At 53.4% G+C, this 12,276-nt stretch carries 11 protein-coding genes; 7 read left to right on the top strand and 4 right to left on the bottom strand.

From position 1 onward, the window contains the following. Positions 1-22: 22 nt before the first annotated feature. From I6L53_RS19035 to tolC, 3 genes are all read right to left on the bottom strand, one after another. Positions 23-1,183 (bottom strand): glutathionylspermidine synthase family protein, encoded by a 1,161-nt coding sequence (locus I6L53_RS19035; RefSeq protein WP_042324269.1) that lies wholly within the window; start codon positions 1,181-1,183, stop codon positions 23-25. A gap of 5 nt (positions 1,184-1,188) precedes the next feature. Continuing rightward, positions 1,189-1,854: a DUF1190 family protein gene (locus tag I6L53_RS19030; RefSeq protein WP_042324265.1), complete on the bottom strand. Its 666-nt coding sequence runs from the start codon at positions 1,852-1,854 to the stop codon at positions 1,189-1,191. Positions 1,855-2,003: 149 nt separating this feature from the next. After that, positions 2,004-3,485: an outer membrane channel protein TolC gene (gene tolC, locus I6L53_RS19025; protein WP_042324263.1), complete on the bottom strand. Its 1,482-nt coding sequence runs from the start codon at positions 3,483-3,485 to the stop codon at positions 2,004-2,006. 205 nt (positions 3,486-3,690) lie between these two features. Here tolC and nudF point away from each other — a divergent pair, with 205 nt between their 5' ends. From nudF to parE, 5 genes are read left to right on the top strand one after another with little or no spacing between them, the layout of a single operon-like run. Beyond that, positions 3,691-4,323 carry an ADP-ribose diphosphatase gene (nudF, locus tag I6L53_RS19020; protein WP_042324261.1) on the top strand — a complete coding sequence of 211 codons (633 nt, stop codon included), beginning with the start codon at positions 3,691-3,693 and terminating at the stop codon, positions 4,321-4,323. Further along, entirely contained in the window at positions 4,320-4,742 is a 423-nt protein-coding gene (locus I6L53_RS19015; RefSeq protein WP_042324260.1) for a DUF1249 family protein, read from the top strand. The genes nudF and I6L53_RS19015 overlap by 4 nt, the downstream gene beginning before the upstream one ends. 24 nt (positions 4,743-4,766) lie before the next feature. Then, positions 4,767-5,594, top strand: coding sequence for a 3',5'-cyclic-AMP phosphodiesterase (gene cpdA, locus I6L53_RS19010; RefSeq protein ID WP_042324258.1), 828 nt, complete (start codon positions 4,767-4,769; stop codon positions 5,592-5,594). Further along, positions 5,594-6,175: an esterase YqiA gene (gene yqiA / locus I6L53_RS19005; RefSeq protein WP_042324257.1), complete on the top strand. Its 582-nt coding sequence runs from the start codon at positions 5,594-5,596 to the stop codon at positions 6,173-6,175. Before cpdA ends, yqiA begins: the two co-directional genes overlap by 1 nt. 27 nt (positions 6,176-6,202) lie before the next feature. After that, entirely contained in the window at positions 6,203-8,095 is a 1,893-nt protein-coding gene (gene parE / locus I6L53_RS19000; RefSeq protein ID WP_042324253.1) for a DNA topoisomerase IV subunit B, read from the top strand. Between the two features lie 47 nt (positions 8,096-8,142). On the opposite strand, the gene I6L53_RS18995 is transcribed toward parE, so the two are convergent. Further along, entirely contained in the window at positions 8,143-8,991 is an 849-nt protein-coding gene (locus I6L53_RS18995) for a helix-turn-helix transcriptional regulator (RefSeq protein ID WP_042324251.1), read from the bottom strand. 165 nt (positions 8,992-9,156) lie between these two features. Between I6L53_RS18995 and I6L53_RS18990 the strand changes: the two genes are divergently transcribed. Both I6L53_RS18990 and I6L53_RS18985 read left to right on the top strand, forming a co-directional pair. Beyond that, complete coding sequence (locus tag I6L53_RS18990) at positions 9,157-10,977, top strand: DUF2264 domain-containing protein (RefSeq protein WP_042324249.1); 1,821 nt, start codon at positions 9,157-9,159, stop codon at positions 10,975-10,977. A 10-nt stretch (positions 10,978-10,987) separates the two neighbouring features. After that, entirely contained in the window at positions 10,988-12,256 is a 1,269-nt protein-coding gene (locus I6L53_RS18985) for an oligosaccharide MFS transporter (RefSeq protein ID WP_042324245.1), read from the top strand. The last annotated feature ends 20 nt before the right edge of the window (positions 12,257-12,276 follow it).

Genomic DNA, 12,276 nt, shown 5'->3' with positions numbered 1-12,276 from the left:
GGTAACGACCGGGCCTCAGCGATTACTCAACAAAAATATGCGGGTAGAAGCGGGACAGATCCTGGGTGATCAGCGCCCTGTCTTCGCGGATGCCGATCCCGGCAGGCTGGTCGTTGATCAGCCAGCTGCCGATCAGCATATAGCTGTCGCCAAACTTGGGCAGTTGATGGAACTGCTGCACGATCATGCCTTCTTCACCATACGGTCCTTCCACCGCCTCGATCGTTTTACCGTTCTCGACAATGGAGACGTTTGCGCCTTCACGCGAGAAGATCGGTTTCACGACGAATTTTTCCATCTGCGGATAGTCGTCTTCGGCGAAATAGGCAGGAAGCAGGTTCGGATGGTTTGGGAACATCTCCCACAGCAGCGGCAACAGCGCTTTATTGGAGATAATGCTCTTCCACGCCGGTTCCAGCCAGCGCACGCCAGCGTCTTCCAGCTTAGTGGAGAACATCTCGCGCAGCATAAACTCCCACGGATAGAGCTTGAACAGGTTGGCAATCACCTGATCCTGTAGATCCGTGAACTGACCTTTTTCACCCAGACCAACATCTTCGATATAGAGAAATTCGGTAGCGATCTCCGCCTCTGCGGCGCAATCCTGTAGATACTGAATGGTTCCGCGATCTTCAACGGTGTCGCGACAGCAGGTTAAATGGAGAAGCTGGAAGCCGTACTGCTCACGCAGCTCGGCAAAACGCTCGATGAGTTTTTCCTGCAGACTGTTAAACTGATCGCTGCCTTCCGGCAGATTGCCTGCATTGATCTGATCTTCAAGCCAGATCCACTGGAAAAACGCCGCTTCATATAGCGAGGTCGGGGTATCGGCGTTGTTCTCCAGCAGCTTCGGTTCACCGGTGCCATCCCACGCCAGATCAAGACGCGAATAGAGCGACGGTTGATGCGTTTGCCAGGACTGGCGAACAAAGCCCCAGGTGTGCTTAGGAATACGGAATTTGGTCATCAGCTCGTCACTGGCGATCACCTTCTCAACTACCTTGAGGCACATCTGGTGCAACTCGGCGGTCACATCTTCCAGCTTTTCAACCTGGGCCAGCGTTAGCTTGTAATAGGCGTCTTCACACCAGTACGGCTCGCCGTACATCGTGTGAAAATTGAAACCGTATTCAGTGGCTTTATCGCGCCAGTCCGGACGCTCGGTAATACTGACTCTTTCCATGCGTATCAGCCACCCATTGAACGCGTGGAGGTGCCGCTTGCGCTACGCTGCATGGCGCTCTGTTTGGCAACAGATTCACCGAAGCCGCCGCGCGTTACGGTAGAGGTGGTTGCAGGTTTCGGCGCCATGGCGGTTTTAGGAACCGTCATCGTACGGCCAGGCTGCGCTGCGCCATAGTTTTTACCGCCCGCATCGGTGTATTTGCCGTATGCCGGGCTGGCCGGGTTTTTCGAGCTGAACAGCGGTTGCTGGGCAAAGCCCGCGCCGCCGCCCATCATGCGGCCCATCATATAACCCGCCATCAGCGGCATCCAGAAACTGCCGCTGGACTGCTGGGCCTGTGCTTCTGGTGCCATGCCTGCCTGAGCCGGGGCTTGTTGGCACTGGCCTTCACCGAACTCAGCGACACAGTCTTCGCGAGTGGCATATTTTGGCGCGGTACGTTCCGCTTCTTTCAGCGCGTTATTGAACGCTGTAGTACATTCCGCGCTTTTGCCCGGATTGGCTGCCGAACAGTCATCTGCATTCTGATACAACGACACAGTTTCATCGCTTTTCTCACAACCCGCCAGCATAAACACAGCGGTAACGGCGAATGCGACAGGTGTCAGATGGCGCGCGCTCCAGCTTTTGCGGAACGAGGCGTGATGGATGGATTTTGTCCGTTTCATTTTCGTCTTTCCTGGACCCAGTGGTTAATACTGCTCAGGATAGAGGATGAGTGGTTGAAAATGAAGCGAGAAGAGGCTGGAATGCGGCCCAATGGCGAGATCTTTACGTTGCCTTACGTTCAGACGGGGCCGAAGCCCCGTCATCGTGTTTAATTGCGGAACGGATTGTTACCGTTGCTGCTGGAAGAACGTGCTGACGCAGGTTGCGCGGCGGGGGCTGCCGCGTTGGCGGCATAGCCGTCGGCGTTAGCGTCCATCTGCGGGGTTTCCGGCGCGACGTGTTCCGGCGAGGTGGAAATCGGTTTGCCCAGCGTGTTGTTCAGCGCCACCAGATCCTGCTCGTTCAACGTACCCAGCGCTGACTTGATATTCAGCTGGTTGATCAGGTAGTTATAACGCGCATTCGCCAGTTGCTGCTTGGCGTTGTACAGCGTGGTCGTCGCATCCAACACATCAACGATAGTACGTGTACCCACGGAATAGCCCGCTTCCATCGCATCTAATGAGCTCTGGGCGGAAACAACCGCTTGTTTGTAGGCGTTAATGCTGCTGATTGACGCATTGATGTTGTTGAAGGATGAACGTACGGTCTGCACCACGCTGCGGTGGGCGCTTTCCAGTTGCTCGCTGGCACCAACAAAGTTGTATTGCGCCTGTTTCACCTGCGAGTTAACCATTCCACCCTGATAGATTGGCAGGGAGAAACTCAGGCCGATTTTGTTCTGGCCCATGTTGCTGTCGTCATACTGGGAACCTGTCGCGCCACGTGTTTTAGAGCCGCTGTACGAGGTGTCAGACACGCCGGTCGAGGCAGTTAAATCCAGCGTTGGCAGATGTCCGTCCTGCGCCTGGCGAATCTGCTCGCGTGCCAGATCCTGGCTCAGACGGGCCTGCAACAGCGTCAGGTTGCGGTTTTCGGCTTCTTTCAGCAGGGCGTTCACCGCCTGCGGTTTGTCGGTCTTGAAGCTGTCAACGTTCAGCGACGCCAGTTCCGGGTAGTAGTTGCCGGTAACCTGACGCAGTTCTTCAACCGCATTGTCGAGATCGTTACGGGCAGTCACTTCGTTCGCCAGCACGGTATCGTATTGGGAACGGGCGTTTTGCACGTCAGTGATGGCGACCAGGCCCACGTTGAAACGCTGGGTGGTTTGATCCAACTGACGATAGATCGCCTCTTTCTGCGCCTGGGTGTAAGAGAGAACGTCAATGGCGTTCAGCACTTTAAAATAGGCGCTTGCGGTGTTGAGGATCAGCGTCTGCTGGTCCGTCTGGAAAGTCACGTCCTGAATACCCGCTGATTTTTCCTGCAGGGTCAGCGCACGCCATTTCGACATATCGAAAAGAGTCTGCGTTAATTGCAGGGAGGCGCTGGTGGCGTTCGAGTTCACGCCGTTAGCATCGCGGTAGCCGTTGCTGTAGGTGTAATCGGCACCTAAGCCCAGTTGAGGCAGTAAAGGACTACGTGCTTCGTTGATTTTTTCGAATGCAGCATCGCGATCGGCGGCGGATTTACGCAATTCCGGGTTGCTCAGGCGTGCTTGCTGATAAACTTGCATCAGGTTCTCTGCCTGGCTCAGTGTGCTGAACCCCGACAGGCTCAGGCCGATAAGGATGGGGAGCAATTTCTTCATTTGCATTCCTTGTTGTGAAGCAGTATTTAGCGCTGATCAAATTTCAAAAAATAATTGCTGATTCTAGCAGAATCCGCCACTGCAAAAAGTTGGCGTTCTGTGCCATCAGGCGTTAATTTGCACCAATTTACCACAAGGTCGATGAAACGGCAGTCAAACGCCTATGATATTCACATTTAAATCATTATTGGTACAGGACGACACAATGCGTAAATCAGACAACTCGCCAGTAACTTTCTCCAAAAACGATGTAGAAATTATTGCACGAGAAACGCTATATCGCGGTTTTTTTTCGCTGGATCTTTATCGCTTCCGCCATCGTTTGTTCAACGGTGAAATGAGCCAGGAAGTGCGTAGAGAAATTTTTGAGCGCGGTCATGCGGCAGTCTTGCTACCCTTTGACCCTGAGCGGGATGAAGTGGTGCTGGTCGAACAGGTGCGCATTGCGGCGTATGACACCAGTGAAACGCCGTGGCTACTGGAAATGGTGGCAGGGATGATCGAAGAGGGCGAAAGCGTTGAGGATGTGGCCCGCCGTGAAGCAATGGAAGAGGCCGGAATCAAGGTACAACGGACGAAACCGGTACTCAGTTTTCTGGCAAGCCCTGGTGGCACCAGTGAGCGCTCGTCAATTATAGTGGGTGAAGTGGACGCCACGACCGCAAGCGGGATTCACGGTCTGGCTGATGAAAACGAAGATATTCGGGTTCATGTGGTAAGCCGGGAACAGGCATACCGTTGGGTTGAAGAGGGGAAAATTGATAACGCGGCGGCGGTCATTGCCCTGCAATGGCTGCAACTGCACTATAAAGAGTTAATAAACGAGTGGAAAAAATGAAGCGCTATACACCTGACTTCCCTGAAATGATGCGTCTTTGCGAAACGAACTTTTCGCAGTTGCGACGCTTGCTGCCGCGCAATGATGCGCCTGGCGAAACGGTAAGTTACCAGGTGGGCAACGCACAATATCGGTTAACGATCGTTGAATCGACCCGATACACAACGCTGGTGACCATCGAGCAAACGGCGCCGACCATCACCTACTGGAGCCTGCCGTCACTGACAGTGCGGCTCTACCATGACGCTATGGTCGCCGAAGTGTGTTCAAGTCAGCAGATCTTTCGCTTCAAAGCACGGTATGATTATCCAAATAAAAAGTTGCATCAACGCGACGAAAAGCATCAAATTAATCAGTTTCTGGCCGACTGGCTGCGATACTGTTTAGCACATGGAGCGATGGCGATTCCGGTTTACTAGCGTCGTGAAACCTAAGGACACCATTTGGAAAGCCTGTTAAACCTTTCTCTGGCTGGTGAGGCCAGGGTCAGGATCTTACAAATTACTGATACTCACCTGTTTGCCGAAAAGCACGAAACGCTGTTGGGCGTAAACACCTGGGAAAGCTACCAGGCCGTGTTGGATGCCATTCATGCCGACAGGCAGGAATACGATCTGATTGTGGCGACAGGTGATTTAGCTCAGGATCAAACCGCTGCGGCCTATCAGCATTTTGCTGAAGGTATCGCAAGTTTTCGCGCGCCTTGCGTTTGGTTACCCGGTAACCATGACTTTCAGCCCGCGATGTACAGCGCGTTACAAGAGGCCGGGATCTCCCCGGCAAAGTGCGTCATGGTTGGTGAGCAGTGGCAAATCCTGCTGCTGGATAGCCAGGTTTTCGGCGTGCCTCACGGTGAACTGAGTGAATTTCAGCTTGAGTGGCTGGAGCGCAAACTCTCTGAGGCGCCTGAGCGGCACACTCTGCTGCTTCTGCATCATCACCCATTGCCTGCGGGTTGCAGTTGGCTGGATCAACACAGCCTGCGTAACGCGGCAGAACTGGACAACGTGCTGGTGAATTACCCGCGCGTGAAGTATCTGCTTTGTGGGCATATTCATCAGGAACTGGATCTTGACTGGAATGGCCGCCGTCTGCTGGCGACCCCCTCTACCTGCGTCCAGTTTAAACCCCATTGCGCGAACTTTACCCTTGATAGCATCGGTCCTGGCTGGCGTACGCTGGAGCTGTTTGCTGACGGTACGTTAAAAACGGACGTCTGTCGTTTGCAGGGTACTGAATTCCGACCTGATACTGCTTCTGAAGGCTACTGATGTCTACGCTTCTTTATCTGCACGGCTTCAATAGCTCGCCCCGGTCCGCGAAGGCCTGCCTGCTGAAAAACTGGCTGCGCGAACAGTATCCCCATGTCGAGATGATTGTGCCTCAGTTGCCACCGTATCCGGCCGATGCCGCAGAGATGCTGGAGTCTATCGTGCTGGAGCACGGCGGTGAGGCATTGGGCGTGGTGGGATCTTCCTTAGGCGGCTATTACGCCACCTGGTTGTCACAGTGCTTTATGCTGCCTGCGGTTGTCGTCAACCCGGCGGTTCGGCCATTTGAACTGTTGATCGACTACCTCGGTCAGAACGAGAACCCCTACACGGGGCAGCAATATGTGCTAGAGTCACGCCATATTTACGATCTTAAAGTCATGCAGATCGACCCGCTGGAAGCGTCGGATTTAATCTGGCTGCTACAACAGACGGGGGATGAAGTGCTGGACTACCGCCAGGCAGTGGCGTATTACGCCTCTTGCCGCCAGACTGTTATTGAAGGTGGAAACCATGCATTCACGGGCTTCGAAGATTATTTCAACCCGATTGTCGATTTCCTTGGACTGCACAGTTGCTGACAATCATTTCGAATTGCTATTAAAACCATGACGCAAACTTATAACGCTGATGCCATTGAGGTACTCACTGGGCTTGAGCCGGTACGCCGTCGCCCAGGGATGTATACCGATACGACCCGCCCCAACCATCTTGGGCAGGAAGTGATTGATAACAGTGTGGATGAAGCACTGGCGGGCCACGCGAAACGCGTGGATGTGATTTTACATGCCGATCAATCTCTGGAAGTTATTGATGACGGTCGCGGCATGCCTGTGGACATTCACCCGGAAGAGGGCGTTCCGGCGGTTGAACTGATCCTTTGTCGGCTGCATGCGGGCGGCAAGTTCTCGAACAAGAATTATCAGTTTTCCGGCGGCCTGCATGGCGTAGGGATCTCCGTGGTTAACGCCCTGTCGAAACGCGTGGAAGTGAACGTGCGTCGTGATGGGCAGGTGTATAACATTGCGTTTGAGAATGGTGATAAGGTTCAGGATTTGCAGGTCGTAGGTACCTGCGGTAAGCGCAATACCGGCACCAGCGTCCACTTCTGGCCTGACGAAACCTTTTTCGACAGTCCGCGCTTTTCCGTCTCTCGCTTAACACACGTGCTGAAAGCCAAAGCCGTGCTGTGCCCTGGCGTTGAAATCACCTTTAAAGATGAAGTCAATAACAGCGAACAGCGCTGGTGTTATCAGGATGGTCTGAACGACTATCTGGGCGAAGCGGTGAACGGCCTGCCAACGCTGCCGGAAAAACCCTTCATCGGCAATTTCTCCGGTGACACGGAAACGGTCGACTGGGCATTGCTGTGGCTGCCGGAAGGGGGCGAACTGCTGACCGAAAGCTACGTGAACCTGATCCCGACCATGCAGGGCGGGACGCACGTGAACGGTCTGCGTCAGGGGTTGCTCGATGCAATGCGTGAGTTCTGCGAATATCGCAACATTTTGCCGCGCGGCGTGAAGCTTTCGGCGGAAGATATCTGGGATCGCTGCGCCTACGTGCTGTCGGTGAAAATGCAGGATCCACAGTTTGCCGGACAGACCAAAGAGCGTCTCTCGTCGCGTCAGTGTGCGGCATTTGTTTCTGGCGTAGTGAAAGATGCCTTCAGCCTGTGGCTGAACCAGAACGTTCAGTCAGCCGAACTGCTGGCGGAGATGGTTATTTCCAGCGCCCAGCGTCGACTGCGTGCGGCGAAGAAAGTGGTGCGTAAAAAGCTGACCAGCGGTCCGGCACTGCCGGGGAAACTGGCCGACTGTACCGCGCAGGATCTGAATCGTACCGAACTGTTCCTGGTGGAAGGGGACTCGGCGGGCGGTTCAGCCAAACAGGCACGCGATCGTGAATATCAGGCGATCATGCCGCTTAAGGGTAAGATCCTGAACACCTGGGAAGTCTCTTCTGATGAAGTGCTGGCCTCACAGGAAGTACACGATATTTCTGTCGCGATCGGCATCGATCCGGACAGCGACGATCTGAGCCAGTTACGTTACGGCAAGATCTGTATTCTGGCGGATGCGGACTCCGATGGGCTGCACATCGCCACGTTGCTTTGCGCGCTGTTTGTACGTCATTTCCGCACGCTGGTGAAACACGGGCACGTCTATGTCGCGCTGCCGCCGTTGTACCGTATTGACCTTGGCAAAGAGGTTTATTACGCGCTGACGGAAGAAGAGAAAGCGGGTGTACTGGAACAGTTGAAGCGCAAGAAAGGTAAACCGAACGTACAGCGCTTTAAAGGGCTGGGTGAAATGAACCCGATGCAGCTGCGTGAAACTACGCTGGATCCCAACACGCGTCGCCTGGTCCAGCTTATCATTGATGATGAAGACGATCAGCGCACCAACGCCATGATGGATATGCTGCTGGCGAAGAAACGCTCCGAAGACCGCCGTAACTGGTTGCAGGAAAAAGGCGATCTCGCGGATATCGACGGGTAATAGTGTTGTTGTGCCGGGTGGCGTCATTAGCGCGTCCTCCGGCACCCTCATTTATGTCGTTTACGGTACTGCAACGGCGTTTCGCCGATTCCCTTGCCAAACGCGCTGATAAAGTACGTCACGTCTGAAAATCCCACCATGTTAGCAATCTCCCGCACGCTTGCTTCGCTGTGAAGTAGCGCTTCACAGGCTTTTCTCAGACGTAACGTATTGAGATAGTCGAGAATGCTTTCTCCGGTCTCAATATGGAACCGCCGCGACACATAGCTTTTCGATTTTCCCAGTTCATTTGCCAGCACGCTCAGGCTGAATTTGTGCGTGTAATTTTCGTCGAGCCAGAACATCACCTGACTGGCGATGCCGGTGGCGATGCCCTGCATACTGCTCTTATCTTCGGGTAACAGGCTGAATAAACTTAATACCAGGCAGGCAATGTGCTCGGTGTTGAGCGGCTTCAGCGTCGCCATTTTCTCGTAACGGCTAAAGAGGAAATCGATGTGTGTATGGATCTCACTGGCGTCGATCACCCAGGCTTCACCGCCGCGCACAGCCAGGTTTTGCAGGCGAGCCTGATTGAGCGGGAAATCACGCAGAACCTTCAGTATCGCATGTGGGTCGAGATGAATAATGGTACGCCGGTAGCTATTCTGCGCCTGCTCATCCACCATGATTTTGTGCAGGGTAAACGGCGGGAAAAAGAACATCCGGCCTGGCCGCATGGTGTACTGCTTATGATCGACCGTGACCACGCCGAAACCTTCTTCCACATACAGCATTTCCAGACATTGATGCCAGTGGTGGTAGCGGACCGTGTTGGCAAACAGACGACTAAACGACGCAATCGCGTCGTTGAGGGTGATCAGTTCCAGACGTTCTGAACAAAGCGGTGCGTTCATAGTGCAATAGAATTAAATTTTTACCAGACTGATTACGTTTATAAACTCTATTTTTAAATTTTCTCAATCCCTGTTTTAAAAGAATGTGTCGGGTGTGATTGAGGTAACATTTCTGCCAATGCGCGATTCACTATGCTTTAGCCACTTTATTCAGAGGGGCAGAGTATGTGGTCGGCAACTGAAGAAAAATCAAATCCATTGTCATCCCGTGAAGATGTTACGCGTGCCGTTAACGCCATTCTGGGGGCACTGGATAAGCAGTTTCCCGCAGGGCAGGCCCGGTTTTCACTGGGTGATACCTGTGCGCATTACAGTGTGGATATTGCCTGTATGGAAGGGCTTTCGAGAGCGCTGTGGGGGCTTTTCCCGCTGATGGCCGGAGGTGCTGAGGTTCCGTTTGCCGACAAGTACATTCAGGCGATCAGGCTGGGGACCGATCCGCAGAGTCCACATTACTGGGGCGATACCGGGCCTTACGATCAGCGTCTGGTGGAAATGGCTGCGTATGGGATGGGGCTGGCGCTACTACCGCGTCAGTTAACGGCGGCGTTCAGCCCGTCGGAACAAAAAAACCTGCATCGCTGGCTGAATCAGATAACCGATGCGCAGATGCCGGACAGCAACTGGAACTACTTTGCCATCCTCGTTCAGCTCGGTTTTAAACGTGCCGGACTACCGTTCGATCAGGCGGCTATCGATCGTCGCTTTGCGCTGATGGAGGCCTACTATCTGGGCGACGGCTGGTATTCCGATGGCCCCGGACGACCTCAGGATTACTACATCTCAATGGCCTTCCATTTCTATGGCGTGCTGTATGCCACGCTGAATCCGGAAGACGCCACTCGCGCCGCAACGTTACGCGAACGTGCCCGGCGGTTTGCCGAAGACTTTATCTTTATGTCGGCTGCCGACGGGGCTTCGGTGCCGTTCGGTCGCAGCCTGACCTATCGATTTGCGATGGTCGCGTTCTGGAGCGCGGTGGCGTTTGCTGAGCTGGATGTGCTTACGCCGGGCATCATTAAAGGGGTGATCCTGCGACATTTGCGCTGGTGGCAGCAGCAGCCCATTTTTGATCGTGATGGGATCCTGACGTTAGGCTTCGCTTATCCGAATCTGGCGATGTGCGAGGACTACAATTCGCCAGGTTCTCCTTACTGGGCGCTGAAGGTTTTTCTGATCCTCGCGCTGCCGGAAAATCACCCGTTCTGGCTGGCTGAAGAGCAGCCCCTGCCACGACTGGCGGAAGCGCGCGCGATCCCCCATGCCGGGCAAATTCTTCAACACAGCGAACATTCCGGGCTTGTCACAATGCTGACATCCGGCCAACTGGAGCTGAATAACTACGTTAATACCGAGGCGAAATATACCAAGTTTGCCTATTCCAGCCGTTTTGGTTTCACCATTGAACGCGGGCGTTTTGGCATCAAGCATGCGGCGTGTGATTCCATGCTGCTGTTAGCTGACGGTGATGCCTATTTTCGCGGGCGGCGCGACTGCGACGAGGTCCGCGTAGATGAAAGCTTCATTTTCTCGCGCTGGTCGCCGTGGCATGACGTTGCCATTGAGACCTGGCTGATGCCGTTCGGTGAATGGCATATCCGTTTGCACCGCATCCACAGCGCGCGGGTACTGCAAACGGTGGAAGGAGGCTTTGCAGTCATGAAAGCGGAGCACCAGGTGCACGGACGCGGGTGCGTGGTTGCCGCCAGCAACGGCAGCAGCATGATTGTGGACCTGTCACCGGTGATTTCGCGCAGTCCGGACAGCATTATCACGCCGCCAAACAGCAGCATTATGTTTGCCGAATGTGCCGCGATCCCCGTGCTCTCAACAGAGATTACGGCTGGGGAAAGTTGGCTTTGTTGCGCGGTCAGTGCATCCGGGCAACACAAGGCCTGCACCGCCATTCCCCGGTTGCACATTGATGCTCATCAGGTCGTTATTCGCGAACCTGAATCTGCGCGCCTGTTGGCGTTCTCTTTATAGCGAGGGTGGTATGAATATACGTTCACCGGATTACAGAACGGAATACTATAAAATCAGTAGTTTTATTTTTCTCTATTTCTTTACGTGGTCGGCCAGCATCGGTTTGTTGGCAATCTGGCTGGGGCAGAAAGCACAGCTTAGCGGTACGGTTATAGGAACGGTTTTTGCCGTGAATGGTATTTTCTCGGTTATCCTGAAACCTATTTACGGCTATATTCTCGATAAAATTGGTATGAGTAAATATCTGCTTTATTTTGTCGTAGGGATGTCGGCATTAATGGCACCCTTCTTTATTTATATTTACCAGCCATTATTACTCTCTCAGACCCTGTTGGGGATTATTGTTGGCGCAATTTACCTGAGTTTTGCGTGGTATGCCGGCGTGGCGGCCTGTGAATCGTATTCCGATCGCTACAGTCGTCTTAACGGTATGGAGTTTGGTCAGATTCGGATGTGGGGGTCACTCGGTTGGGCGGTGGCATCATCGTTCTCGGGACTGCTGTTTAACCTTTCTCCGGCCTATAACTTCATCATGGGCAGCGTGACGTCGGTCGTGATGCTGATGGTTCTGCTGAGTCTGAAGGTGAACGTCAACGCCGCTAATGCCGCTGAGGTGCTGACCAAAGAGAAAATCGTCCCGGCAGATGTCTACGCCCTGCTGCGAAACCGTAAGTTCTGGGCATTCTGTCTGTATGTGGCGGGTGTCGCATGGATGATGTTTATCGCCGAGCAGCAGTTCTCCCGCTACTTTGTGACTTTCTTCTCTGACATCCACGAAGGCAATGCGGTCTTTGGTTATCTGGGCACCGTACAGTCAGGTATGGAATTTGTCATGTATATGGTGATCCCCTTATTTGTTAATGCTATCGGTGCTAAACGCGGACTGTTGATTGTCGGCGTACTGGTCGGGGCGCGACTGGTGATTTCTGGTCTCTGCGATTCTCACCTGTTAATTTCTGTGCTCAAACCGTTATATGGTCTGGAGATCTGTTTACTGCTGGTCTCGGTATTTAAATATATCGCAGAGCATTTTGATAAACGTGTCAATGCAACCATGTATTTACTGGGATATCAGGCGATGCTGTATGTCGGGAATGTGGTGGTCTCTTCACCTGCCGGATTAATGTATGACCGTATTGGTTTTGAGAAAACCTACATCATCATGGGGATTATCGCCCTGGTCTTTACGCTTATTTCGGCATTTACCTTATCGGCATGCCAGAGTAAACGAAATAATAATACTGCTCTTGATATCGCTGAAAATAACGCGACAAAATAATTTACGTCATAAGGAACCGA

Source organism: Citrobacter farmeri (assembly GCF_019048065.1).
GTDB classification, from domain to species: Bacteria; Pseudomonadota; Gammaproteobacteria; order Enterobacterales; family Enterobacteriaceae; genus Citrobacter_A; species Citrobacter_A farmeri.
The sequence above is the reverse complement of the archived record's forward strand: the minus strand, read 5'-3'. Positions and strand labels throughout refer to the sequence as shown.